Origin of the sequence: Micromonospora sp. NPDC007230 (assembly GCF_042869115.1) — a bacterium.
GTDB lineage: Bacteria > Actinomycetota > Actinomycetes > Mycobacteriales > Micromonosporaceae > Micromonospora.
This window is the reverse complement of the sequence record NZ_JBIAFE010000008.1, coordinates 253,251-279,108: the sequence shown is the minus strand read 5'-3', so window position 1 is coordinate 279,108 and position 25,858 is coordinate 253,251. Positions and strand designations below refer to the sequence as shown.

General features: G+C 68.9%; 21 protein-coding genes. 7 read left to right on the top strand and 14 right to left on the bottom strand.

Translation table 11 applies throughout. The annotated features are described in order from the left end of the window. Nucleotides 1-2: 2 nt before the first annotated feature. From ACFYML_RS14485 to ACFYML_RS14475, 3 genes are all read right to left on the bottom strand, one after another. The gene (locus ACFYML_RS14485) at nt 3-455 is read right to left on the bottom strand and encodes a class I SAM-dependent methyltransferase (RefSeq protein ID WP_387421065.1); all 453 of its coding nucleotides are present in this window, start codon (nt 453-455) and stop codon (nt 3-5) included. 166 nt (nt 456-621) lie between these two features. Continuing rightward, nucleotides 622-1,503, bottom strand: coding sequence for a DUF1266 domain-containing protein (locus ACFYML_RS14480; protein ID WP_387421042.1), 882 nt, complete (start codon nt 1,501-1,503; stop codon nt 622-624). Continuing rightward, complete coding sequence (locus tag ACFYML_RS14475; RefSeq protein ID WP_387421041.1) at nt 1,500-2,366, bottom strand: DUF1266 domain-containing protein; 867 nt, start codon at nt 2,364-2,366, stop codon at nt 1,500-1,502. The genes ACFYML_RS14480 and ACFYML_RS14475 overlap by 4 nt, the downstream gene beginning before the upstream one ends. Nucleotides 2,367-2,443: 77 nt before the next feature. Between ACFYML_RS14475 and ACFYML_RS14470 the strand changes: the two genes are divergently transcribed. Next, nucleotides 2,444-5,656: a tetratricopeptide repeat protein gene (locus tag ACFYML_RS14470; RefSeq protein WP_387421040.1), complete on the top strand. Its 3,213-nt coding sequence runs from the start codon at nt 2,444-2,446 to the stop codon at nt 5,654-5,656. Here ACFYML_RS14470 and ACFYML_RS14465 read toward each other — a convergent pair. The 6 genes from ACFYML_RS14465 to ACFYML_RS14440 all read right to left on the bottom strand — a co-directional run bounded on the left by ACFYML_RS14465 (nt 5,641) and on the right by ACFYML_RS14440 (nt 12,395). After that, nucleotides 5,641-7,227, bottom strand: a complete 1,587-nt coding sequence (locus tag ACFYML_RS14465) for a S8 family peptidase (protein ID WP_387421039.1) — start codon at nt 7,225-7,227, stop codon at nt 5,641-5,643. The genes ACFYML_RS14470 and ACFYML_RS14465 overlap by 16 nt on opposite strands. A gap of 931 nt (nt 7,228-8,158) precedes the next feature. Beyond that, on the bottom strand, nt 8,159-8,446 hold the full coding sequence (locus tag ACFYML_RS14460) for a hypothetical protein (protein ID WP_387421038.1): 288 nt from the start codon (nt 8,444-8,446) through the stop codon (nt 8,159-8,161). Further along, nucleotides 8,443-10,221, bottom strand: a complete 1,779-nt coding sequence (locus tag ACFYML_RS14455) for an IS481 family transposase (protein ID WP_387421037.1) — start codon at nt 10,219-10,221, stop codon at nt 8,443-8,445. Before ACFYML_RS14455 ends, ACFYML_RS14460 begins: the two co-directional genes overlap by 4 nt. A gap of 282 nt (nt 10,222-10,503) precedes the next feature. Next, on the bottom strand, nt 10,504-10,800 hold the full coding sequence (locus tag ACFYML_RS14450) for a hypothetical protein (protein ID WP_387421036.1): 297 nt from the start codon (nt 10,798-10,800) through the stop codon (nt 10,504-10,506). A gap of 743 nt (nt 10,801-11,543) precedes the next feature. Further along, the gene (locus tag ACFYML_RS14445; RefSeq protein WP_387421035.1) at nt 11,544-11,669 is read right to left on the bottom strand and encodes a hypothetical protein; all 126 of its coding nucleotides are present in this window, start codon (nt 11,667-11,669) and stop codon (nt 11,544-11,546) included. A gap of 294 nt (nt 11,670-11,963) precedes the next feature. Continuing rightward, a complete protein-coding gene (locus ACFYML_RS14440) occupies nt 11,964-12,395 on the bottom strand; it encodes an NUDIX domain-containing protein (RefSeq protein ID WP_387421034.1) in 432 nt (143 codons plus the stop codon). A gap of 306 nt (nt 12,396-12,701) precedes the next feature. On the opposite strand from ACFYML_RS14440, the gene ACFYML_RS14435 reads away from it, so the two are divergent. Further along, nucleotides 12,702-13,082, top strand: a complete 381-nt coding sequence (locus tag ACFYML_RS14435; protein WP_387421033.1) for a hypothetical protein — start codon at nt 12,702-12,704, stop codon at nt 13,080-13,082. Nucleotides 13,083-13,602: 520 nt separating this feature from the next. Further along, a complete protein-coding gene (locus ACFYML_RS14430) occupies nt 13,603-14,505 on the top strand; it encodes an IS5 family transposase (RefSeq protein ID WP_387421032.1) in 903 nt (300 codons plus the stop codon). Nucleotides 14,506-14,513: 8 nt separating this feature from the next. On the opposite strand, the gene ACFYML_RS14425 is transcribed toward ACFYML_RS14430, so the two are convergent. Both ACFYML_RS14425 and ACFYML_RS14420 read right to left on the bottom strand, forming a co-directional pair. Continuing rightward, nucleotides 14,514-15,788, bottom strand: a complete 1,275-nt coding sequence (locus ACFYML_RS14425) for an MFS transporter (RefSeq protein ID WP_387421063.1) — start codon at nt 15,786-15,788, stop codon at nt 14,514-14,516. A 171-nt stretch (nt 15,789-15,959) separates the two neighbouring features. Next, complete coding sequence (locus tag ACFYML_RS14420) at nt 15,960-16,481, bottom strand: GNAT family N-acetyltransferase (protein WP_387421031.1); 522 nt, start codon at nt 16,479-16,481, stop codon at nt 15,960-15,962. Nucleotides 16,482-16,781: 300 nt separating this feature from the next. Here ACFYML_RS14420 and ACFYML_RS14415 point away from each other — a divergent pair, with 300 nt between their 5' ends. From ACFYML_RS14415 to ACFYML_RS14405, 3 genes are all read left to right on the top strand, one after another. Beyond that, nucleotides 16,782-17,153, top strand: a complete 372-nt coding sequence (locus ACFYML_RS14415) for a DNA-binding response regulator (RefSeq protein ID WP_387421062.1) — start codon at nt 16,782-16,784, stop codon at nt 17,151-17,153. Between the two features lie 112 nt (nt 17,154-17,265). Continuing rightward, nucleotides 17,266-20,205 (top strand): hypothetical protein, encoded by a 2,940-nt coding sequence (locus ACFYML_RS14410; protein WP_387421030.1) that lies wholly within the window; start codon nt 17,266-17,268, stop codon nt 20,203-20,205. Nucleotides 20,206-20,476: 271 nt separating this feature from the next. Continuing rightward, entirely contained in the window at nt 20,477-21,730 is a 1,254-nt protein-coding gene (locus ACFYML_RS14405) for an MFS transporter (protein WP_387421029.1), read from the top strand. A gap of 170 nt (nt 21,731-21,900) precedes the next feature. On the opposite strand, the gene ACFYML_RS14400 is transcribed toward ACFYML_RS14405, so the two are convergent. The 3 genes from ACFYML_RS14400 to ACFYML_RS14390 form a co-directional block, all read right to left on the bottom strand. Beyond that, nucleotides 21,901-23,289 (bottom strand): hypothetical protein, encoded by a 1,389-nt coding sequence (locus ACFYML_RS14400; protein WP_387421028.1) that lies wholly within the window; start codon nt 23,287-23,289, stop codon nt 21,901-21,903. Then, the gene (locus tag ACFYML_RS14395; protein ID WP_387421027.1) at nt 23,286-23,789 is read right to left on the bottom strand and encodes a SigE family RNA polymerase sigma factor; all 504 of its coding nucleotides are present in this window, start codon (nt 23,787-23,789) and stop codon (nt 23,286-23,288) included. The genes ACFYML_RS14400 and ACFYML_RS14395 overlap by 4 nt, the downstream gene beginning before the upstream one ends. 175 nt (nt 23,790-23,964) lie before the next feature. Beyond that, nucleotides 23,965-24,495 (bottom strand): hypothetical protein, encoded by a 531-nt coding sequence (locus tag ACFYML_RS14390; RefSeq protein ID WP_387421026.1) that lies wholly within the window; start codon nt 24,493-24,495, stop codon nt 23,965-23,967. 291 nt (nt 24,496-24,786) lie between these two features. Here ACFYML_RS14390 and ACFYML_RS14385 point away from each other — a divergent pair, with 291 nt between their 5' ends. Continuing rightward, nucleotides 24,787-25,812, top strand: a complete 1,026-nt coding sequence (locus tag ACFYML_RS14385; protein WP_387421025.1) for a hypothetical protein — start codon at nt 24,787-24,789, stop codon at nt 25,810-25,812. The last annotated feature ends 46 nt before the right edge of the window (nt 25,813-25,858 follow it).

The window sequence follows — 25,858 nt, the reverse complement described above, 5'->3', positions numbered from 1 at the left end:
CGCTACCAGCTAAATGCATCAATGGGAACCGGCTGGCGATCGGCCGGGCGCGAGATGCCGCGCGTCCGGAAGGGCGGACGGCGAGCCCAGCAGCGGAAAGCTGTTGCACAGGCAGCAAGAACTTGCCGCGCCATCTTGGGTGGGTAGCGCACTGCCTTCAGCCGGCGCGGAAGCCGCCCGGCGCCCAGGTGTGGGCGCGTTTCCCACGCCGCGTCCATCGCACCCGCGCAGGATGCCGCACGGGACCTTGCCGACGTCGAGGTCGAGGTCGAGGGCCCGTCGGCGAAGGGAAGCGGCTCGCTGAGGTCGGCCACCAGCAGCGTGGCGTCCTCGCCCAACCGCCGTTCGGCCAGCTCGACCATCGCCGGGCTGGAGTCGAAGCCGGTCACGATGGCCCGTCGCTCGCGAAGAGCCGCGGACAAGGGACCTGAACCGCAGTCGGCAAGGCCCGGCAGGTCGCGGGTCCCAGGTTTCCAGCATCTTCCATCGGGACATGACGCATGCCCTCCGTCCCGGCCAACGCGTCATTCCAGCGCACCGGGTGCAGCCCTGACATCCGAAGCAACTTTCATTGCCCGCACCATGCTGGAATGCTGGCCCCGGGAGACGAAGCGCGGCGGTCTACGCCTCGCCGCTCGCTGGTGATGGCCGGCGACCTGCGAGTTCTCGGGTGCGCAGCGGGCTGCGCGGATCCGTCAGCAGCGGCGGCACCGCGGTCTCCGCCCACCGGATGGTGTCCGCGTCGCCGCCGAGGTAGGCGGGCAGGAGTTGGGCCGCCAGGAGGGTGCGTGACGACGGGTACCTGCGCCGGGCCAGCTCGCCGGCCCGGCGCAGGTAGTTGAGGCCCCGGGTGCGGTCCAGCCAGCCGACCGCCATAGCGCTACGGGCCAGGTGGACCCCATGCCCCCAGTGGAAGGCCAGCAGGGTGGGCACGAACTCACCGTCGCCGAGGATTCCGATGCGGCGCAGCTCCTCCTCGGCGCGGGCGACATGCTCGGCGATGTCGTGCAGGGCCGCGACGGCCTCCTCCGGCAACGTCGCGCGGGCCGCCCACTCGTCGATGGCGTGATGCCAGAGCTCCGGGCCGCCGCGCCGGCGGTGCCGGATCACCTCCTCGATCCGCGACAGGTGCCCACCGACGGTCTCCGCAGCCGGGCCGAGGAGGTCGTTGACGCAGCGGCTGATCGCGGTGGACACGTCTTCCTCGCCCAGTACCGACCGGCGGTAGGGCTCCGCCGCCGCCCGCAGGTCACGCTTGATCGCACCACGGGGGCGGCGGCAACCGACGGCGTCCAACACGTCGCCGGCCCGGAGGGCGGCCAGCGCCCCGACCGCCAGCGCGGGGGTGTAGGCCGTGACCGGCAGCGGCGCGTCGCCCGAGTACCGGGCGACCTCCGCCGGTGGTGACGGCCGCAGCCGCCATCGCTGGTACCCGGCCCGTAGTGCCGCAGCGAGCAGGATCAGCCCGACGGTGACCAGCAGCACCGCGAGCCGTGGCGTCACTGCCGGGAAGGCCAGGGAATCGTGAGCCACGGGCTGGCCGGCTCTGTGAACAGGACCTGGTGCGGTTCGAGCACGGTGGCGTACCAGACGTCGAACTCGTCGTTGTCGAAGCGGAGCACCCGCCCGAGCGCATAACCGGCGGACAGATCGGTCCACGAGGTGTATCGGCCGAAGGCTTGCTTGCCGGCGCGCAGCACGTAATCCCGTGCCTGCTGTTCCTTGATGTACCGCAGCTTGTAGCCCCATCGGGCCATGTTCACGGCGCGACCCCAGTCGTACGCGAGAAGGCTGCGGACGAATCCGTCGGCCGGCAGCAGCCCGTCCGCTCGGAACCGCTCCTCGTAGCGGAGCACGCGGTCGATGGTTGACATCATCTCATCGAGCGTGGTCTCAGGCACGCCCTGGCTGCGGGCGCTGGCGGTGACCGCCTGCCGCCACGCCTCCGTGCCGGGCGCGGCGCCGAGGCGGCCGGCGAGCTCCAGCCGTACGTCGAGCACGAAGTCGGCGACCGCGTCGCCGGTCTCGTTGTCCAGCAGGCCCTCCAGGCACTCCCGCAGCTCGCCGGCGTTGCTGATGTCCCACTGGTTCTTCAGGTTCGCGTAGATCTTCTGCGCGCTGTTCGCGTCGTCCTTGAGCGCGTTCCAGGAGACGCCGTGGTTAAGTGACATGTGCGCGCCGACGGCGAGCGCGGCGGCCAACTCGCCAGTGGTGGGCTGCTGCTGGTCCACGGCGACGACGTTGCGGAACGAGCGGACCATGCCGCGCGCGCTGCGGGCGGCGGACCGCACCCGGAACACGATCTGCACGACGAAGGCGACGATCACGAGGGGTGCGACGAAGTAGACGAAGGTAGGGATCTCCACGCGCGCAAGGTAGGCGCGGCCGCGCGAACTTTGCTCGCAACTCGCTATACCGCCAGCCCGTTGACTAGGATCGCGGGGTGGCCGACTCGCTGCGCTTCGAGCTTCTCGGACCGTTGCGGGCGTGGCGCGGCGACGTCGAGGTCGGGTTGGGTGGCGTCAAGCAGCAGACCGTGCTTGCGGTGCTGCTGCTGGAGGCCGGCCGCCCGGTCCCGGTAGACAAGATCGTCGGCACCGTGTGGGGCAGCGAGCCCCCGCCGAGCGTCACACACCTCGTGCAGACCTACGTGAGCCGCCTGCGCCAGGTGCTGAACCTCGGCCGGCAGCTGGTCTCCACCGACGCGGGCTATCTGTTACGGCTCGACCCGGCTCAGCTGGACGTCACGTCCTTCGACGGCCACCTGGCCGCGGCGCAGCAGCACCACGAGCGCGGCGACCAGGTGGCGACGGCTCGCGAGGTCGCCGCCGCGCTCGCGCTGTGGAGCGGCGAACCGCTGGGCGGGCTGGGCGGCGAGGCGATCGAGGTGGCCCGGCAGGGGCTGACCGAGCGGAACCTGACCGCTCTCGAACTGCGGATCACAGTGGACCTGGACGCCGGCCGGCACGCCGACGCGATCGCCGAGCTCACCCGGCTGGTGAAGGCGTTCCCGCTCCAGGAACGGCTGTGGGCGATGCTGATGTTGGCGCTCTATCGGGCCGACCGGCAGGCCGAGGCGCTCCGGACGTACGCGAACGCGCGCGCACTGCTCGTCGAGGAACTGGGCGTGGAGCCGGGCGTCGGCCTGACCCGCATGCACCAGCGGATCCTGGCGGGCGACCCATCCCTGGCAGCCCCGGACTCGGCGGGTTCCGATCGAGTGTGGACGCCGCGCGACGACCTTCCGGGTGACGTCGCCGACTTCACCGGACGGGAGCCGGAACTGCGGCGCCTGCTCGCCGCGCTCGAATCCGTGCCGCAGACGGCGGCCGTCGTGCTGGCCATCGACGGCATGGCCGGGGTGGGCAAGTCCACCCTCGCCGTACACCTCGCCCACCGGCTCGCCGACCGCTACCCGGACGGCCGGCTCTTCCTCGACCTGCACGCGCACAGCGAGGGCCGGCCCCCGCTCGATCCCGGCGCGGCCCTCGACCTCCTGCTGCGCGCCCTCGGCACGCCCGGCGACACTATCCCGGCCGAGATTGAGGAACGGGCGGCCCGGTGGCGCGCGGAGCTGGCTGGCCGCCGGATGCTGCTGATCCTCGACAATGCCGGCAGCGCCGCGCAGGTACGGCCGTTGCTGCCCGGCACCGCCGGCTGCCTGACGCTGGTGACCAGCCGGCGCCGACTCGCCGACCTGGACAGCACAGACGTCGTCTCCCTCGACGTACTGCGGCCAGCCGACGCGGCCGCGCTGTTCAACCGGATCCTCGGCGCGGAGCGGGCCGGGGCCGGCATCGAGGACGTCGCGGAGGTCATCGGCCTGTGCGACCGGTTGCCCTTGGCGATCCGCATCGCCGCCGCCCGGCTGCGCGCACGCCCCGCGTGGACGGTGCGTCACCTGGCGCATCGACTGCGCGACCGGCGGCGCGTGCTGACCGAGCTGGCGGTCGGCGACCGCAGCGTGGCGGCCTCTCTCGCCCTCTCGTACGCCCAGCTCACCGAACCGCAACAGCGGCTGTTCCGGCTGCTCGGCCTCGCTCCCGGCCCAGACTTCGACGCCCACCTGGCCGCCGCCGCGGCGGGCATCCCGGTCGACCGCGCCGAACGGCTGCTGGAGGACCTGCTCGACACGCATCTGGTGCAGGAGCCCGCGCCGGGGCGCTACCGCTTCCACGACCTGCTCCACCAGCACGCACACGCCGCCGCGCAGGAGATCGACGAGCCGGACGCGCGGCGTGATGCCGTGGGCCGGATGCTCGACCAGTACCTGTACACGGCGTCCGTCGCGATGGACACGATCTTCCCGCGTACCCGGCATCAGCGGCCGCGTCCCGCCGCACCGGCCACCGCGATGCCGCCCTTCACCGGCGCGGCCGACGCGCGGGCGTGGCTCGACGCCGAGCGGGTCAACCTGGTCGCAGCGGTCGGACACGCCGCCGCCGGCGGGTGGCCCGCGCACGCAACCGCCCTCGCTGCCACCCTGCGCCTCTACCTGGACACCGCCGCCCATCATGTCGACGCGCTCGCCGTCCACCGGCACGCGCTGGACGCGGCGCGGGGCGCCGGCGACCGCGCCGGGGAGGGCACCGCGCTGCACAACCTCGCCAAGGTCTGCTGGCGGCTCGGCCGCTACGACGAGGCGTACGACCACCTGCGGCGGGCGTTGCCGATCCACCGGGACACCGGTGACCGCCAGGCCGAGGCGGGCGCCCTGGAGACGCTCGGCGCGACCTGTTACAGCGTGGGGCGCTACGACGACGCCATCGACCATTACGGGCGGGCCGCGCTCATCCATCGGGAGGGCGGCGACCGCGTGGCCGAGGCGACCGTGCTCAACAACATCGGCGTTATCCAGGAGCGGCAGGGCCGCTATCGCGAGGTCCTCGCCCTGTGCCGGCAGGCCCTGGCCATCTACCGGGCGGACGGGGACCGGCCGGGCGAGGCCCGCGCGCTGTGCAACGGGGGCAACGCGTTGTGGCGGCTCGGGCGGTACGACGAGGCACTGGACCACCTGCGCCGATCGCTGGTCATCCACCGGGAGACCGGCGCCCCCAGCTGGGAGGCGCACACGCTGAACAGCCTCGGCAACGTGCTGGCCAGCCTCGGCCGGCACGAGGAGGCGGTGGACCACTGCGACCGGGCACTGGTCATTCAGCGGCGGAGCGGGGAGCGGGCCGACGAGGCGGCGACCCTCAGCGACCGCGGCGTGATCCACCGGATGCTCGGCAAGCACCAGGAGAGCATCGACGACCTCGGCCACGCGCTCGCCATCGCCCGGGAGATCGGCGACCGGGGCCTGGAGATCCAGGCGCGCAACGGCCTGGGGGAAACGCTGCAGACCCTGAGACGGCCGGAGGAAGCGAGCAGCCAGCACAAAGCCGCCCTCGCGCTCGCCCGCGAGATCGGCGACCGCCACGAAGAGGCGCGCGCCCACGACGGGCTCGGGCGCGCCCTGCGCGATCCCGGAGCCGCGCGAGATCACCGCGACCGGGCCATGGCGATCTATACGGATCTCGATGTGCCGGAGGCCCGGGCCGATGACCCGGCGACGGATGATCGGCGCTGTTCGCTGCCGGAAAACTGCGGTCAGCCCGGAGCGGGTGGCCGGGGCGCCACGGGTGGCGCCCCGGCCGCCGGTCAGGCGAGGGTGTAACCGTTCATTCCTTCGGTGATCTGGCCCTCGCAGTTCGGGTCGTTGGTGTCGAAGTGCTCCCCGTTGCTGCGGACCAGGCATCGGTAGATGGGGTAGGACGGCGAGGCCGGAGGGGCGTCGTAGACGTAGCCGATCACCCCGAGGACGGTGCGTCCCTCGCAGTTGGCCATCGGCGAGGTGAACCGGTCGGAGCCGACCAGGCACTGGTAGAGGGGGTGGGTGCCGCTCACCTGGCCAGTGTGGACCCGCCCGAGGCTGCCCTCGGCCAGGTAGCCGCCGCCGGGGTGGGTGGTGGAGCTGACGTGGTCCTTCCCGGGCCACCAGTACCGGGTGAGCACGGCGGTGCCGGGCTGCTGCGGCGGGCCGTTGAACAGCAGCCGGTTCGGCGAGCCCGTGCCCGGGTTGCTGACCTTGTTGAGGGTCGCGGCGTCGAGGACTGCGCTGGTCACCTGGGGCGGGGTGAGCCCGGGGTTCCCGCCGAGGACCAGCGCGGCGGCGCCGGCGACGTGTGGGCTGGCCATCGAGGTGCCGCTCAGGGTGGCGGTGGCGGTGTCGGAGCTGTTCGACGCCGACACGATGCCCTCGCCCGGGGCGAAGATGTCGGTGCAGGTGCCCCAGTTCGAGAAGCTCGCCCGGGCGTCCGCGCTGGTGGTGGCGTTCACGGTGATCGCCTCGGCGACCCGGGCCGGCGTGAAGTTGCACGCGTCGCTGTTGCTGTTGCCCGAGGCGATGGCGTAGACGACGCCGTCGGCGATGGAGTTGCGGATCGCGTTCTCCAGGGTGCTGTCGCTGCCGGAGGCGCCGAGGCTCATGTTGGCCACGGCCGGCACGCCGGCGGCGTGGTGGCCGGTCACCCAGTCGACGCCAGCGGCGACGCCGGCGAGGGTGCCGCTGCCGCCGCAGTTCAGGACCTTGACCGCGACCAGGGAGACGCCCTTGGCGACGCCGTACTCGGCCCCGCCGATGGTGCCCGCGACGTGGGTGCCGTGACCGTTGCAGTCGGTGTCGATGCCGTCGCCGCTGGTGTTGGTGCCCCAGGCGGCCCGACCACCGAAGGTGGTGTGCGTGGTGCGGATGCCGGTGTCGAGGACGTACGCCCGCACGTTGGCCGCCGTCGTCGGGTACGAGTAGCTGCCGTTCAGCGGCAGGTCGCGCTGGTCGATCCGGTCCAGGCCCCAGGAGGGCGGGGAGGGCTGCGTGTCGAGTACGCGGACGACGCGGTCCTGCTCGACGTACGCCACGTCGGCCTCGGCCGCCAGCCGGCGCGCCGCGACCGGGGTCATCGTGCCGGCGAAGCCGTGCAGCGCGTGCTCGTAGACGTGCCGCATTGCGACGCCGTACTTCGACGCCAGCCGGTCGGCCAGGGCGCGTGCGCCGCTGCGCTCGGCGGCCGCCGCGGTGTCCTTGAAGACCACGAGGTAGCTGTCGGCGACGGCGCCCGGGGCGCCAGCGCCGCGCACCTGCCCGGCGGCCGTCGCGGGCGTCGCCACTCCCGTGGTCAGCACGACCGCAGCAGCCGCCAGCATGCCCAGGCCGGCCAGTTTCCGTTGACGCGTTCGAAAGGGATCCATGCGGAGAATAATCGACGCAGACTTCGTCGGGTGTCAATGCGTTGAATTGCGGATCCGCCCCCCGTCTCGAGTTATGGCCGGATTGTTACGTCAACCCGATGGTCGAATCGGACCGTACCGGGACACCCGGGGAACGCCGGCAAGTTCCTTGCGGCCCTGCCCGGCGAGTCAGCCGTCGAGCGAGGCAGCGGTGCCAACGGCAGCAGCGTCCACCACCGCGTTGTTGCATAACTCGGCCGGACCGACGTAGCGGTACCGCTTGGTCTGGACCATCGCGCGGCGGTGTCCACCTGACGCGGGGCATCTGCACCCGATTTCGGACCGGCACAGGAACCCGCTCCGACTGCGGCAGAGCCGGATGCTCGATCAGCGAAGGGGTTGCGAGCGGTGTCGGATCGTGCAGCCGCGTCGCCGCGGAGGGCTGCGGCGTACAGCTCGTGGGTGGTTTCGTCGAACGCCCCGATTTGTCTCACGTTCGTGCACAGGTCGGGACGCCGGCTTGGATTTCGACCGTGCGGTAGCGACGGGCGGTGCGGACGAACTTTCTTGATCGACCAGCCGGTGCGGTCTTCGATCCAGCGGCTGACCGCGAGGGCGGCGAAAACGATCGTCAGGTCGGTCTCGATCGTGAGCCAGTCAGGCACGACAGCCGGCCGGTTCCCGCTACGCCGGCTAGCGGCGAAGTCACTCGCTGCTCGTCTGGCTAACAGCAGGGAAGTCGATGGTGGCGGGGGAGTGGTGCGACGACTCCTTTACTCGGCCGGTTTATGCCTCAGGTGACCTGGGCAAATGTGCGCGAGCATGCCGCTGGGCGGCCGGACTACTGGGGGTCATGTCTCAAGCATCTAGCCGGGATGTCTAGTCCCACCTGATGCTTGACGGATCCGTCCCAGGACGTGCTTGACGGTTGGTCTAGGAATCTTGTGCCCGGCTACTCGCGGCCGGTTGCCATGATGAGGGCCTCGGTGAACTGCTTCCAGGTCGGTTGTTCGGGGAAGTCGTCCCCGCGGTTGCGGTAGAGCCAGGGCAGGGCTTTGAGCGAGGACTCGAGTGCGGCCAGGAAACGTTCGAGGGTGTGGTTCTCCCACTCGGTGGGGTGCGCCTGCAGATCGGAGAGCATCCGGGCGACGATCTCGGCGGCCTCGGTGTTCGTGTTGACGTGGTTGACCTCGTCGGGACGGATGTTGGTGAACCTGCCGGTCTCATAGCCGCTGCTCATGGGGTCATCGTGCCTGTTCGGTAGAGGGAGTCGGTCTTGCGGGGTCGGCTGGCTTTGAGGTTGCGGACGGGCTGGTCGGTGGTGCGTCGGACGATGCGGGTGCCGTCGTCGCAGGCGATGGCAAGCTCGGTGTCGGTGACGTGGATGGTGACGGTCTTGCCGGCATGCACGCGGCCGAGGGCGACTTTCTGCCCGACGACCATGACCACTCCGCTGTTCGAAGCTCGGCGCTGCACCTGCACAGGTCCGGCCGCGGGTTGCGGGGGTGGCCCGGCGGGTCGGGCGCCGCGGAGCCGGGCCACCTCGGCGGGGGTGAGCGGGTTGGGTCGGGTGCGCAGCAGCTGGCGGGTGTCGAGGTCGAAGAAGCTCAGGGTCTTGTCGTCGATGCGGATGCCGACGCGTTGCCCGCCGAGGATTTCAGCGGCCAGGACGATGTGCTGGCCCAGGGAGACGTGGCCGGCGCGGCTGATGGTCCGGTCGACCTCGACTGCCTCGCCTGGTGGTGCCGGCGGCAAGGGTGGTTCACCGGCGGGGCGGCCTCCCTGTCGCAGCAGGGCGGCGAGGTCTGCGACGGACAGGTGTGAGCGCACCGATTTGAGGCGGATACCGGCGATCAGGAGGTGGATGACGTCGGTGTCGGCCCAGAACGTCACCGTCACACCGGAGCGGGCCGGGCCGAGCCAGAACTGCTTCCCGGCCACCTGAAGGTTCCCGGACGGTGGCACGACTCGGTCGAACTCCACCGCCCCCGTCACCGTCAGCGGCACCGGGATCGGAACTGGTGGGGAGACGAGGTCCTGGTCGACCGGCTGGGTGAGCCGAGCCGGCAGCTTCACAGGCACGACCTGCTCCGCGGCGAGGGCGGGGGTGAACCGGTCGGCGGGAAACGCCATGTCCAGGGACTGGTGCGGCCGGTCGGTGTTGTATTCGTGCCTGAAGGCGTCGACGGCCGCCTGGACGGTGTCCAGGTCGGGCCAGATCGGCACCTCGTCCAGGAGTTCCCGGCGCAGGGTCTGGTGGAACCGTTCCACCTTCCCCGTGGTGGTTGGCGACGCTGGCTGGGTGAGCCGGTGAATGATGCCGTTCTCTCGGCAGATCCGATCGAACATCACCTCCCCGCCCTTGCCGAACCGGTCGGTGAACTGCTTGCCGTTGTCCGTGAGCACTTCCTCAGGCACCCCGAACCGCTGCAACCCGTCGGCGAAGGCCAGGCAGACCGCCCGGCCGGTGGCCCGCCTGACCACGTGGGTGATGACGCAGAACCGGGAATGATCGTCCACCCCGGTGACGACCTTGGCCTCGGTTCCGTCGGCGAGCATGATTCCGCCGACGATGTCCATCTGCCACAACTCCATCGGCCGGGACCGCTGCCAGCGCACATAGTCCTTGCGACCCCGACGCCTTTTGGCCGGTTCGATCAGGCCGTGGCGGACCAGGATCCGATACACCGTCATCCGCGACGGCACCGGCTCAGGACACCCGTGCCGGCCCAGCTCGAAGGCGATCCGGCGAGTTCCCCACCGCGGGTGATGTCGGCGCAGCTCACACACCAACGCCTCCACCTCCGCCGACGCCTGATGACCACACCCCCGAGGCCGATGAGACCGGTCCTCCAACCCGGCCAGCCCCACCTCCGCATAGCGAGCCAGCCAGGAATGAATCGTCTGCCGGGACACCCCGGTCCGAGCTGCCACCTCCACCACGGGTTCTCCCGCATGCACGGCCAGAACCGCCCGATACCGCTGCTCCACGATCGACAACTCCACCAGCGCCAATCCCGGCCTCCCCAGCCCGCGATGCCCGCAACCATCACGCGATGAGGAAGCCGAATATCGATCATGTCAAGCATCTGGTGGGACGAGAGTGTCAAGCATCTCCCGTGACGGGACAAGCATCTAGCCGGGATACCTGCCGAATCGTTCGCTGTCTTCATCAAGGCCGGCCCGGCCCGGCCTGCTGGCGACCTCCGGCGGCATCGGTCGGGCCGGTCAGCCACACTACGTGCCGATCACCCTGCCCTTGGTGGCGGTACCCTGCTCTGCTTGCTGACGGCAGCTTCAGTCGCCCAGGAACCACAGATAACGGTGGGATTCCATGCGAGCGACCGCACAGAGCCGGCGTATCTCCGCTCGACTCTCGTCATTCAGCGCAACGCCTGACGGCAAGCGGTCCAACTCGTCAATCAGGAGCGGCAGCTGACGTTCGTTGAACATCGTGTCCAGATAGGCGCAGAGGCCACTGAGCATGGGGTAGGCCGACGGGAAGAGATCGATCAGCTCCTGCGACCAGTCGAAGCCGCGGGCTCCCCGGGCGACGATCTCCCCCTGCTCTGTCCTCACCTGCATATCGATCACTACGTCACCGTAGGCCCGGACGGCGAGGCATCTACTGCCGGGGCCCTGCCCCGTTGCCCGACCCTGTCTCAGAGATCAGCCGAAGGGCGACGGTCATCGGGCGAGGAGATCCCACCAGGCACGAGAGCGGGATGAACCCCAAAGAGCCAACCCGCCGTACAGCCATCCGTACAGCCAAGGCCACCCGCCGACGCCGACACGGCGCTGTAGCAACGGAGATTGCGTCTGGCTTCCTGGGGACCACGTCGGTCAAGTGCGCCGTCCGGAAGCGCTCCTTGACCGGCGGTCAAGCCATGGGCCAGCCCTTGTCCCTGCCGAATTGTTCTCTTCGCTTCGTCAAAGCGGGCCGCACCGGCCTGCTGGCGACATCCGGCCGCCATCGGCCGGGCCGGCCGGCCATGCTGCGGAGCACCAAGGGCATAAGAGACTGAGGCGGGACGATCGCCGGCAGGGTTGCCCCCGTCGATGCTGCGGCGATCGCTGCCGCGCAGCAGAGTTGCTTGCCCCCGAACTCTCGTGGGCACTGCCCGCGGTTCGATGACGACGAGGACCAGGGCGTGACCCCCCCGAGTGCCCGATCCTCTACGCCACCCGGCCGGCGTCAAGGGCGCTGCGTGTCGGCACGCCGATGGCCTACGGCCACCCTTGACACCGACCGGGCGTCGCAGTCCTTGGCACCTATCAGGGGATGGGAGCAGTGTGGCCGGCAGGTTCGAACGCTCGCCTGACTGCCGGACCCGCCGTCACGACCCACCCCGGCGGCGCTTGTCGGCGTCTTGGATCGCGTGCCGGACCGCAAGACGGATCACCCAGTAGAGAACGAAGAGGCTCAGCGCGTAGAAGGGAACGGCTGCGAGTAGGGCATCCATGATCGCGAACCCTAGAGATCAACCGCCCGGCCCGCTACAGCCATTCGTACAGCCAAGCCCGCCCGCTGGCGCCGACGCTGCCGGACAACGACGGACGGGCTGACCAGGAGCGACGCCACCCGACCAGCCATCCGCGATCTTCTTCTAATCCGAAGGCCAGCATGGGCCATCCGTGGGCGAGTAACGGTGGGGCACGAGCGGGCACGAGACGCAACCGGACCGGCCGCCGCCCGCAGGCGTTTCGGGCATCGCTACCGCCTGAGCGCGCTCGTCCAAACTGGCGTTCCAAGGCCGTCAATCAAAGAGTCTGCCGAGCAGGGCAGATTGGCCGGCGGCGAGGACGTGTCCTTGCGCCAGAGGCAGCCAGTACAGCTCGAAGCGGATCGGCTTGCCGGTGCCGTCGCCGTGTTCCTCAGCGATCCACCGGTCCGGAACCTCGGCGTCCTCGACGGATAACTGAAAGAAGTGCCGCACATGAACCGCATCGGCGTAGGGACGCATGTCCCACTCCGCTGACCCGAGGTATCGCTCAATGCGTAATCCGTGCAGGCCGGTTTCCTCGGCTGCCTCGCGCAGGACAGCCTGTTCCGGTAGCTCGTCGTCACGAACGGTGCCGGCAGGGACTTGGAGGCCGGATTGATCGAACTGTCCGTCGTCGGCATGGACGAACACCAGCAGCCGATCCTCGCGGACGATGTAGGCCAGAACCTTCTGCGGTCGCTTCACCGCCAGAGCCTACGACGGCGGGCGCGGCAGCTTCGTCGAGGAAAGCTGTGCCTGTTGCGTGCCCGATGCGGCGGCCAAGCGGGGGCAGTGGCGGTCAAGAACAGGCCTGGGCCAAGGTTCATGACCAGCGAAGGAAGCAGGTTCCTCCCAGACACCGGCGGTGAATCACTGGACATGACCGAGTGGGACAAAGTCAGCCGCCACCCGACCAGCCATCCCTGATCTTCTTCTAATCCGAAGGCACCTTCCAAACTGACGGTGGGGTAGAGGTCGACGGGGCCGCTTCTGGTCGGGGAGCATGTGGCGGTGAGTTTTGATCTTGTGGTTCTGGCGGTCGAGCCTTCCGCGACGGCAGACGCTGTGCGGCAGATGGCCGATCACTGCACCGGCATGGAACACCGAGATGGTGAGCTTGACCAGCGGATCGTCTCCTTCTATGAGGAACTGCGTGCACGCTTCCCGGATCATCCGCCGTATGACCCGGAGTCGCCCTGGATGTCAGCACCTCTCGCTGTCGGCATTGACCACGTGAGCATGAATATCAGCTACTCACCACGGGGCAACGCGGTGGTCGACGTCGTCCTGGATCTGGCGGAGCGGCACGGTCTAGTCATCTACGATCCTCAGTTCGACGAAGTCTTCGGCCTGCGTGGGGACTACGAGGTCCCGGTGGGACTGGGTGACTAACTGAGTGACGACCGGGACCGACGTCGGTGGACAACCGTGGGCGCCGGAGGACAGTTCTCGCAACTCATCTGTCGTGGGGGAGCAGGTCGGGTGGGTGTGTTGGTTGCCTTGGGGGTCAAGGGGTCGGCGGCTCAAATCCGGCCGTCCCGACAGCATGAAATGACAGGTGAGAAGGCTGGTCCGAAACATGGGGCCAGCCTTTCCGGCTTCTTGGGGACCACGCCGGTCAAGTGCGCCGTCCGGTAGCGCTCCTTGACCGCTGGTCAAGGCATGTGGTCAGCCCTGCTCCCTGCCGAATTGTTCTCTTTGCTTCGTCAAGCTGCTGGGTAAGCCGGTCGTCTGGAGACGGATAAGCGAGTCCGGACCTTGCTTCCTGACCAGACTTCGGACTCACTCGTCTAAGGCGCGTTTCGTAAGTGGGCGTGGGCCGGGTGAGATCACGGCGTGGCGGTGATCGATAACTGAAGAGGTCTCCGGTAAGTGGGTTAGCGACCAAGCAAACCTGAATACCGGAGACCTCGTGGCCAGCCTAGCGGCGGCGGCGCGGCATGACCTGAGCGACATCCAGTGGCAGCACCTGCACCCGTTGCTGCCTGCGGAATCGTCGCGGGGAAGACCGTGCAAGTGGACCAGACGACAGATCATCGACGGCATACGGTGGCGGGTACGCACCGGTGCACCGTGGCGTGACGTGCCCGCGAACTACGCCCCATGGCAAACGCTGTATCGATGTTTCCGCCGCTGGCAGCGTGATGGCACCTGGACCCGCGTCCTGGCCGGGCTGCAAGCCGCCGCCGATACGGCCGGGCGGATCGACTGGACCGTCAGCGTCGACTCCACGATCAGCCGCGCCCATCAACACGCGGCCGGTGCCCGTCGTGACGGCGATCAGCAGAAAGAACCACCCGGCGGGATCCAAGCCGAGCCTGCCGATCATGCGCTGGGCCGTTCGCGAGGCGGATGGACCACCAAGACTCACCTTGCCTGCGAACAGGGCCGCAAGGTCCTGGCCACCGTCGTCACGGCTGGGCACCGCGCTGACAGCCCGCAGTTCACCACGGTGCTCGACCGCATCCGGGTCACGCGGCCCGGGTCCGGTCGGCCCCGAACCCGCCCGCAGCAGGTCCTGGCGGACCGGGCCTACACGTCCAGGGCCAACCGCGCCTACCTGCGCCGACGTGGAATCAAGGCCTGCATTCCGAGCAAGAGCGACCAAGATGCCCACCGCCTCGCGAAAGGCTCCCGCGGCGGCCGGCCACCCGCCTTCAATCCTGAGATCTACCGCCGGCGCCACGCCGTGGAATGCGGCATCAACCAGCTCAAGCAGCACCGCGCCATGGCCACCCGCTACGACAAGCTGGCCGTGCGCTACGAAGCCACCCTGGCCATTGCCGCCATCAACCAGTACCTCCGGGCCTTATGAAACACGGGCTAGATCGCTCGGACGGGGCCGGAATCGGGCGTGGGAGCGGCGGTGGGGGTGATGGTGGCTTCGGCGGCGGCGATGGCGGCGGCGTCGGACCGCCGGTGACGCAACTCGGTCGGCAGCACGGCCAGCGCGATCAGCGCGCCGAGCAGGCCCGCCGCGGCGAAGCCCCAGGCCGGCGCGGAGGCATCGATCACCGCTCCGGCAAGCGGGGCGCCGAGCGCCAGCCCCACGGTCATCGCCGAGCCGTGCAGGCCCATCGCCTCACCCCGTACGCTCGCCGGCACCAGCCGGCTCACCGCATCGGCGGTGGCGGCTATGGTCGGCGCGGTAAGCGCCCCGGACGGCAGCAGCACCAGGGCCAGCAACCACCATTCGCCGCTGCCCAGACCGACCGGAATGGTGACCAGACCAAATACCACGGTAAGGCTCAGCGACGGCACCGGGCGGGACAGCGCACCGTAGGTGAAGCCGCCGACCAACGAGTACGAGGCCCAGAGCGTCAGCACCATACCGGTCCAGTCGACCTGACCGGCGTCACGTAGCACCGCCACCACCGCCACATCGGTGCCGGCGATTACCAGCGTGCTGGCCGCGCCACTGGCGAGCAGTCCGATCAGCCGTGGGGTCAGCCACTGCCGGCGGGGCAGCGGCTGGGCCGGTGTCGTCTCCTCGTCCCGGGCGTGGGTCGGCGGGTTGAGCACCAGCAGGGTGAGTCCGGCCAGCACGATGCCGCTGCCGACGACGTACATGGCCAGGGTGGGCGAGACATTGGTGGCCAGGGCCACCGCCACCGCCGGCCCGATCATGAAGCTGAGTTCGACCGACATTGAGTCCAGCGCGTACGCCTGACGGCGCTGGGCCGGCGGGACCAGCGCGGCGATCGACTGCCGGACCACGGAAAAGACCGGGAGGGTGAGCAGTCCGCCGACGAACGCGGCGCCCAGCAGCGCCGGGTACGGCAGGACCGGCGCCGTCCCCCAGAACAGCGCCGAGACGGCCGTGGTCAGCAGCAGCATCGGCCGCAGGCCGCGCCGATCGACCAGCCGGCCGAGCAGTGGTGCGCCGAGCGCCGAACCGAGGGTCATAGCGGCCCCGACCAGTCCGGCGGCGAAATAGCCGTGGCCCAGATCGAGTACGTGCAGCGTCATCACCACCGCGGTGGCCGCCACCGGCACCCGCGCCAGGATCGCGACCAACAGCAGGGGCCGCAACCCCGGCAGCGCGAGCGTGTCCCGGTAAGGCTTCAAATCCAACATGGTCCGTACCTCCCGGGCCATCCCGGCTAAGGCGAGTAGTCCCTTTGTCATCCCGGTGATGTGGGCATGGAGAAGGGTGTCGATCCGTTTGTCACGACAAACATCGGCATCCTTGGTGAGCCAGAGTTTGTTGTTGACCGACTGACCGGCCGGGAGTCCGGAGCCAACCCCGCCGAGCGTCGCGGGCCAGGGTCACCGAACCAGGGTGATCCAGTAGCGTCTCACTGGGCCGTGCTCGGTGTCGCGGATGTCTTCCAGAACGCCGCCGTTGCGTTCGATCGTGCGCGCCGAGGCGACGTTGTCGGCAAGGCATGGGATGAGTACACGGTCCAGGCCCAGGCCAGCCCGGGCCTCCTGGAGCATCTCGCCCAGCGCCCAACTGGCCAAGCCGCGGCGACGCGCGGACGGGCGTACGCCGTAGCCGATGTGCCCGATGTTGTCGTCGAAATTGTGCCGCAGGACGATCCCGCCGAGGACCTGACCGTTTTCGACGATCCACCGGGGTGTGCCGTGCTTCTCGTCCGGGCATGGTGTTCCGATCGGATGGACAAGCCGGACCCGTCGGTGCACCCAAGCGGCGAAACCATCCGGTGAGTCCACGTTGTCGTCGGCCCCCAGGCCGAAGCCGTCCTCGTGCACGCCGGGGCCCCAGTCGTCCCGGCACCCGAGGAAGGCGGCGTGCAAACCGGTGGTCGGCAGTATCAGTTCGGGCATGCGGCCGACGGTATTGCTGGCCTGGCGGCTAGGCCAGCCTGCCCACACCCAACATAAACAGCGCTCAGAGGTTGATCCTGCCACGATAAAGCCCCGCTCTACGGCAAGTAGAGAGGGACGCCCTGCCGCGCTCCAGGGCCGCACCAGGATCCTTAATGGGGACCATCAGCAAGAGAACGACGTCAGCCAGGCGCGGTTCCAGGTCTACCATTTGTGATGTGCACCACAGTTGGCCGGGCCGAAGGTCCTGTCAGAGTCGCCACTGATCAACAACGCCGACCAGGCAGCGGCTTGACGCGCGTGGTGAAGCCGTTCTCCATGGCGGAACTGCAGGCCCGGATCGAGGCGGTGCTGCGCCGGACCGCCCGCGCCGCGCGGGCCGAGGCGACGCTGCAGGTCGCCGACCTGCGGGTCGACCTCAACGCCCGGCAGGTCTGGCTCTCCGACCGAAAGGTGAACCTGACCCGCAAGGAGTTCGACCTGCTGATGGCGTTGACCCGGCAGGCGGGCACGATCGTGTCCCGCGAACGGTTGCTGATGGACGCATGGCAGACCACCCGGAAGGCCGGGCACACCCTCGACGTCCAGGTTGCGGCCCTGTGCGGCAAGCTCGACGACGCCGGCCTGGTGGAGACCGTACGCGGGGTGGGCTACCGGCTGCGGCCGAGCTGACGGCACCGGCCGATTCTCAGATCATCCTCAAGAAATCCCGCCCGGTCGGCCGCTGGCGGCACGGCTGGCGTGTGCTGACCCCACCGTGTCATCCCCCTGTTCTGGAGCTTCTATGAGAGACAGACGGACGATCACCTTCTCCGTCCTGCTCGCCGCGACCCTCGCGGCGACCGTTGCGCCCATGCCCAACGCGTCCGCGTCCAGCTTCGGCGAGGAGGGCTTCCAGCCGAGTGTCACCTACGATCTGTCGGTGACCGACGCCGAGCGGGACGCGATTCACGCGGAAGTCGAGGCGTTGGCTGGACGCGTCAACAGCGCGCGGGCGGGGGACGGCACCTACGACCCGCTCAGTCTGGTCGGGGCGATGCTGGACGGGTCGAGCTACGACTCCATCTCCCGAGGCGGCACGGCCGCGACGGCGTACCCCTTCCCGGTCAGCAACACTGCGGCCAACCAGTACGAGTACGACCGCAAGGTCGCCAAGCTCGCCTGGGTGGTCAAGCTGGCCACCGACCTGGGTTTCCCGGTGGTCGTCCAACGCCAGCCCGACAAGTACGTCTATGCAGAGATCGGTGACCCGGACGCCCCGGAGATGGTCATGGCGTTGAGCCACCTCGACTCGCCGACGGCTTCGGTTTCGCCAGCCCAGCTGGCGCGCTGGCGGGACGCCGATGGCAACCTCGGCACTCCTGGTGCGTACCACTCGCCCTATGTCCAGGACGGCTGGGTCTACGGGGCGGGCATACAGGACGACAGCGGCCCGACGCTGGCGACGCTGCTCGCGGCCAAGGCGCTGCTCGAGGCGGGGTTGCCCCTCGACCGACGCATCCGCATCGTCATGGGAATCTACGAAGACGGCGGTCCCGGCACGCCCTCGACGGCGAACACCGCCACCTTCCAGTCCATCCCGTACAACTCGAACCCGAGCTTCTACGACAACTGGGCCTACAAGAACCTCAACCGGGAAGAGATCCCGATCGCGGCCTACACCTCCGACTCGCGGTTCCCGGTCATCGTCGGCAACTCCGGATCGGTGACCCCGCCGGTGTCGATGAGCTTGGCCGCAGACAGCACCAAGGCCTTCCGGCTGACGAATGCCACAGCCGGCGTCACCCTGCGCGAAGGCGACCCGACGCTCAAGGACATCGCCTACGGCAGCACCACGCAGATCGCCTCGCGGGCCATTTTCACCCTCGACGTGGCGGGGGCCGGCTCCGCCGAGCGCGACCGATTCGTGTCGGCGATCACCGCTGCCGCGACCACGAAGGGTTGGCTCCCGGCCGCTCCCCGCACCACGCCCAAGGTGCAGACCACGATCACCGGCGACTCGCTCACGCTGGAGATCAACACCGATGTGGCGATGGAGATGCCGACCCCGCAGTACGGCAAGAATGCCGTCGTGTGGGGAATGTTCCTCCTCTCCAAGGGACTCGGCGCACTGGGAACCACGGCCGCCGACATGCAGTTGAAGAAAGCCGCCGACGGCATTGCCGACCTGTTCTTCCGCGACGGTGTCGAAGGCGAAGCCTATATCGGCAAGTACATGGGCATCCCGGCGAGCCTGTTGCGCAACCCGAGCAACGGCACCCCGAACCTGACCTTTGCCCTCATGGGAGGCATCAACTCGGAGACCCCGACGAGCTTTTACACGGACGCCTCCGGCATCCTCAGCATGCCGATGTATGTGCGCAGCATGCACGTCACGGCGGCTGACTCCGGCCAGGCAACGACGGCGGTCACGGCCGCCTTCCAGGCGAAGGGGTTCACCATCGGCAACCTCGGCTCGCCCGTCGGCGCCGGGTTGTACGTCACGCACGACAACCCGCTGACGGCTCTTCAGTTCGGGAGCTACCAAGCCTCGATCAACCGCAACCCGGGGGAGTTTGCGGATCCGTATTCCCTCAGGGACGTGGTCTATCCGCAGGGCACGACCGGCGGCACCCTGGCCAGCAGCTTCCGCAACAAGATGACCGCCTTCGGCGCCGTCATCCCGGGTAACGAGCGCTGGTGGCACACGGCCAACGAGCGGATGAAGATCGACTCGGCAGTGCAGATGACCAAGATCATGGCCGATGGCATGCTGGAAATGGCCCGGTACTCCGGGCCCGCCGGTGCCAAGTTCATGTGGGCAGACATGCCGGGGCTGAACGCCGACCGGGCGGACCTCGACCTGCTCGACGTCACGATCGGAACCTACAAGGACGCGTCGGCGGCTGTCGGCACGAGCCAGTTGGGCAACCAGGCCCTGCTCGGCGCCACCTCGTTCAACATCCCGATGTGGAACGGGCGCGGCAACTCGACCCCGACGGCGTCGGCTTTCGAACTGGGCCACGCCCCGGGAGGGGTCTACTTGCCCCTGACCGACACCGAGTACCTGAACTCCACGTACGTGGCGCCGATGCGTCTGGAGTTCAAGGTGGAGCGCCCCGACCACATGCCGGACGCGGCTTGGGCGAAGTTCGTCGCCGGGGGCTACGGCGACTTCCAGTTCAACATTCTCGTCGGCGACAAGGTTGTGCCGCTGGCCGTTCCTGCCGGGCAGAGTGCGGACAAGTTCTTCTCCTCGCGCATCTCGGCCAACAACCCCGACGCCATCTACCTGTCGGTCAACCTCGCGATCACCGATGCACCGTACACCGGGGTGCAGGCCAAGCTCGCGGATTCCAAGACGGACCTGTACACGGTCAATCCGACGTACTTGGCCTCAAACCCGGATCCGTTCCCCGGGCGCGGGGCCATCGAACAACGGGGTTTCTTCGTGTTCGGTGATGGGCAGAAGAACGCGGAGTTCTCTTCGCCCGACGCGGTCTACGTGACAGTCGCCAACGCGGTCATCGATGCGAAGCCGTCGGCGGTGGTGAAGAAGTTGAAGGGCAACACGAACGAGTTGACCATCACGGTGAAGCAGACCCACATCGACGGCAGCGAGTCTCCTGTGACGGCCACGTTCACCATCGACAACAACGCTGCTGGCACCTACACCGTCGGCGATTACAAGGTATTCGTCGACACGAAGGGCAACACCCAGGTGCGGTCGATCTCCATCATGTGACGCGTGTGAACGGGAAGTTCCGCGCGCGCACGAGATGGCATGCGCGGTGGCAGGATGCCTCGACTCGGGGTCAGCGGCCGCCGGGGTGCGAGGCACAGTGACAACGGAGTGGAGCCATTGCCGTCGGTAGTGGCTCCACTCCGTTGTGCGCCATTGGGCGTGGCTGTTCCTGTGAGTGGGAGGCTGGAAGGTCTACAACTGCCCGACGAGGAGATCCGCCAGGTAGCTAATCAGGTTGAAAGCAGCTCGCTGTCTGACAGGATCCTCTGCCGTGAGCACCTACCACGCCCTTTTCCGCCATCGTGGCTACCTCGCCTTCTGGCTTGGTCAGGTGACAAGCGTCATCGGCAACGGCATCCGGCTAGTAGCCCTTCCCGCGCTGATCCTGCAGTCCCACAGTGGCAAGACCTATGCCTACGTGCTCGCCGCCGACGCGTTCTTCTCGGTGGTTTTGATGCTGCTCGGCGGCGCATTTGCCGATCGGCACTCGCGGACCGGCCTCATGGCGCTGTCGGATGTCATCCGGGCGATCGCCGTCCTCGGCTACCTCACCTTCGGACCCCAGTCGGCGCTGGCGCCGCTGCTGTTGTGCGCAGCGCTCGCCGGCACTGGCTCGGCTCTCTTTCAGCCCGCGCACCGCGCGGCACTGCCACAGATCGTCCCAGCTGAGCTGCGGCAGAAGGCCAACTCACTCGACGGCGCCACCAACAGCCTCGGCCTGGCCGCGGGCGCAGGGCTTGGCGGCGTCCTCGTCGCAAGCGTTGGCCCTCGCTGGGCGCTGCTGTTCGACGTCGCGACGTTCATGGTGAGCCTGCTCACGTTGCTGTGGATCCGGCTACCGGGGGTCGCGGCGCCTTCAGTCAAAGCCGCGTCCCCGTCCATCTTCGCTGAGATCAAGGAGGGTGCCAGGGAGGTACGCCGCCGCGCATGGGTCTGGACGATCATGCTTCAAGGGACACTGCAACTCCTCCTCGTCTTCGCGCCCTACTCCGTGCTCGTCCCAGTGGCCAGCGCGGACCGCTACGGTTACGTCGCCTACGGCTGGATCAGCGCCTCCGGCTCCCTCGGCATGATCATCGGCTCAGCGCTGGCTGGACGGGTCACAACCGCGAGGCCAGGCCTGTGGGCAATGAACGCCCTCACGCCAGCCGCTCTGTTCGTCTGGTGCCTCGCCGTCGATGTGCCGCTTGCCGTCTTCTGCGTCTGTGCGTTTCTCGGCTGGGTGGGCATCGGGATTTTCGTCGTCTTCTGGTTTACGGCGCTGCAGAAGGAGTTCCCCCAGGAGGTCCAGGGGCGGGTATTCGCGCTGGAGTCCGTTGTAACGTTCGGCCTCAACCCGGTCGCGTTCGCTCTGACTCCGCTGGTTGCTGACCGAGTGGGGCTCACCGCGTTCGCAGCCATTGCCGTCGCGATGTTGATCGCGAGCAACTATGTGGTTCTGCTGGTGCCCGGGGCGATCACCCTGTCAACCCCGACGGCGGTCAAGGAACCTGCCGAAAGTAACGCCGCCGAACTAACGACTTGAGCCACCATCGCAACACTGCACCGGTTCATCACCTCTCTCCGGGGCGGATCGGCTGCCGTGGTCAGACTCGCAACGGGCGCGGTTGGGCGACGGGCGGGCGCATCCAGAGCGGAAAAGCGGGCCCGCGCCGGCCGGCCATGCCCGTTGCGGGTGTTGTCCAGCCTTTGTGATCATGAGGACCGCCCACTCCGTCGACGTGTTTGCCTGGCCTGCCGGTTGTGGAACCAGAGCGCCAGCCCTTCGCGATTGCGGTACGCCGCGATACCGGCCACCAGGACGGTGATGAGGACTGTCCAAAACCAGAATCGGGGACCCACCCCGTGCGGCGGGCTTGCGCCGCGGGTGCGGCCGCTGCGGATCACGTCGTTGGAGACGTCGATCGAGACGACGTCTTGTGGAGCGGTGAGCAGGGTGGTGGGAACCTCTGCGCCCCGGCCGAGGGCCAGCACCCGGACGGTGCCGACATTGCCGTACGCCAGTCGCTGATCCATCTCTAGGGGCACGTCGAACGCGGCCGGCGCGTGGGGTGCAGGGAGGTAGGCGACGACCCGCGCGGATCCGTCCGCTGCCCACCCGAGCAGCCGGATGGCGGTCACCCCGGAGACGGCGGGGGTGTCCATCGCGCCGAGGTCCCGGCCGGTGGCCGGGTCGATCTGTCGCAGACTCCAGCTGTCGCCGTCCCGCCGGGTGACCGTCAGCGCCCGGCCGTCGGTGCTCCAGGCGCCCTTGCCGGCCAGCTCCGTCTCGGGCGCGAGGCTGAACGAGGAGAGCCGCCGGCCGTCCAGGTCGGTGACGGTGACCGTCCGTCCGGTCTGGAAGGCGAGCCGTGCGCCGTCCGGGGCGAATGCCGGCCAGGCGAAGCCCTCGGGCTCGTCTGCCAGCCGGGTTCGGCGATTGCCGTCCAGCCAGACGATGCTCAGCACTCCCCGGTAGGCGCTGCGCTCCGGGTTGGCTGGCACGGCGTCCCCGACGAGCAGCGCCCGGCCGTCCGGCGACCAGCCGGCCGGCCCGGTCAGGACCGTGCCCGGGACGCCGCTGGACACGGTACGGCTGTGCCCGGTGACCAGGTCGACGATCTCCACCCGGGGCGTGAGGCCGACCGAGCGGAAGGCGATCTGACGGCCGTCGGGGGACAGGACCGTGTCCCCGCCGGCTAGCGCCTCCCTTTCGCCCTTGATGATTCGGTAACGATCGGCGTCCGCACCGACCACCGTGATGATGCTGCCCTCGTCGCCGTACATCAACCCGGGAGCCTGACCTGTGAAGATCACCGAGGCGGGGCCGAGTCGCGGCCGATCGGTTGCGTGCAGACTGCCGAAGGGCGGCACGCCGACCCGGTCGGGCAGCGCGGCGTCCACGCCGGCCGCCGGGCCGACCGCAGGGGTACGGGCCAGCGGCAGCACCGCCCCGGCCAGCGCGACCAGCACCAGCACCGCCCCGGCCGCGAGCACGGTACGGCGGCGGTGGCGGCGGGCCGTGGCGAGCGCCTGCCCGTAGACCGGGTACGCGGGGATGTCGGCCGCGGCGGTGTGCAGCACCTCGCGAAGTCGGTCGGTCATCGTGGGCTCCTTTCCGCCGTCCGGTCGACCAGGTCGGGGGCGATGGCGCGTAGCCGGCGGACCGCGTCGTGGCTGTGCCGCTTGACCGTGCCGACCGAGCAGCCGAGCACCTCGGCGACCTGCGACTCGGTCAGGTCTTCGTAGAACCGCAGCACGACCACGGCGCGCTGGCGCGGAGTGAGCTGACGCAGCGCAGCCGCGAGGCTCAGCCGCAGCGCCGTAGCGTCTGCATGGTCGTCACCGGCCCGGTCGGTGGGTTGCGACTCCAGCCGCTCGGCCGGCCGTCGGCGCCGCCACCAGGAGACCTGCTGGTGGTACATGACCCGCCGCACGTACGCTTCGGGGTCGCCGCCGTGGATCCGCCGCCAATGCCGGTACGTTCGCGCCAGGGCGGTCTGCAGCAGGTCCTCGGCAAGCTGATGATCGCCGGCGAGCAGGTAGGCCGTCCGGGACAGCGCCGGCGACCGGTGCACCACGAACTGATGGAACGTCTCGGTCATGCCCACCCCCTCGCACGTTAGAACGCCTCCCGTCGCCGCGATGGTTGAGGCCGGGCGCGGCGGGAAAGCAAGCACCACCGCCATGTCCCCATGCCGGCTGTCAGGACCTGCACGACAGACCGTCTCGGGACGTGCGTGACACGTCCGGCTAGACGATCTAGGAATGGCGGGCCGGTCACCCTACGGTGAAGCCGCCGTGGCTGACGGTCCGCCTCAGCCAGTCGAGCCAGGCCACCCACAGGTCATCCCCCTCCAACTCTGCGCGGAGGCTGGGTGATGAAGCTTGGTAGAGGTTCAGCGCTTGCTCGATCTCCCGCGCACCTACAAGCCACGGGCCGTTGCTCGTCAGCTTGAACTCCGGGATGCCAACCATTCCCGCGACCGTCTGGGCCGACGCCGCCCGTTCGGCCGCGTTGTAGGCGTCACGCCGGCTCTGATCGGCAGACCGCAAGTCGTCGATGTCATCGAACGGCCTGTCGGGGAACGGCTGCGGGGCTGCCTGGTAGGTCATGCCCGTGCGGCGCATACCGTCGCGGCAGAAGGCCATGCCGGCGATGTTCAGATGGAACTGATAGGCATCCGCAAGTGAGTGGTACTTGTCCGTGCATGGTCGGCACAGATCCCCGAGTTCCAGGTATGCCTGGTAGCGGAAGCGAGCGGTCGCAGCAGGTTCGGGCAGATCAACCCACTCGAAGCTGTAGCCCATGAGACCTCCTTCACTGTCGGCCACAACAGCCAATCGCTCAGCGCCATGAAACTTGGCCGTGTAGCGCAGGCGGTCGGGGCGTGGGCATCGGGCGACCTGGCTAGCCCAGGACGGCGAATCCGACCATCCCGACACAGCATGGGAGGGCACACCCACCGATGGGCGTGCCCTCTTTTCATAGCTGGGTTACTAACTGAGTGTCACCGTAAAACCCCGCCATGAATGCAGCGCCCGTGCCCGTGTAGCCAAACTGGGTGGTCCAATCGGGGTGGGTCGGCGACCATGGTCGGCATGACAGGGGGTCGGGTGAGGTTGCCGCTGCAGGGTGGGCTGCCGCCGGTGGATGCGGTGCCCGGCACAGTCGTGGAGATCGCCTGTGACGAGTCAGGGTTTTCCGGCACCAATCTGCTTGATCCAGCCACCCCCGTGATCACCCACGCGAGTGTCGACCTGTGTGGCGAGGAGGCGGCGGGGCTGATCGCGACACTGCGGTCCGGTTTCCGGTTCTCGCCGAACGAGTTGAAGTCCCGGCAGTTCCTCCGCCGGCCCGAAGCGGGTGAGGTGCTGGAGTGGTTCCTGGCGGCGCTGCGCGGCCGGGCGCACGTCCACCTGGTCGACAAGCAATACTTCCTCGTCACCCGCATCGTCGACCTGCTGCTGACGGAGCCGTCGTACGCGGCCGGTACCCGTCTGACCCAGGAACACCGTTCGGCGGCCCTCGCCTTGTATCGGGCCAGGCGCTCGGCCGGTTCCGATTGGGGGGTCTTCCTCGCGGCCTTCGTCGAGATGCTCCGGACCAAACGGCGAGACCGGCCGGATCGCCGCAGCGTGGAACGGTTTTTCCAGGCACGGGATGTACTGCTACGACACGCGCTGGGCGCGCCGGCCGAGGCCATCCTTCTCGGACTCGACCGGACCCGGGTGGCCAACGTCCAGGCCCGGCTGCACGGCAACGACCGGTCGATCCCTCCACCGCTGGAGCCGATGCTGCCGGCGCTGGCCGAGACCGTCCTGTTCTGGAGCGGCGGGGGGCGGCGGGTGCTGGTGATCCACGACGAGCAGAGCGCCCTCACGGCCGACCGGTTGCGCCGCCTCCAGCAGGTGCTGGCCGACAGCGCCGGACTGTCGCCGGCCGGGGGGTCGCCGCTGGCCGGGCTGGTGATGGTCGACTCCCGGGACGATCCGCGCGTCCAGGTCGCCGACCTGCTCGCCGGGGTGGCCCGGCGGTTGCCGGGGATTGTCGACGACGGCCCACTCCGGCCGTTGCTCTCCCCGACCTCACTGCGCGATCCGATCGGTGACGCCCTACCGACCTGACGGCCAAACGGGGACAGGGTTGGCGGAGCTCACTGGGTGGGCGGTG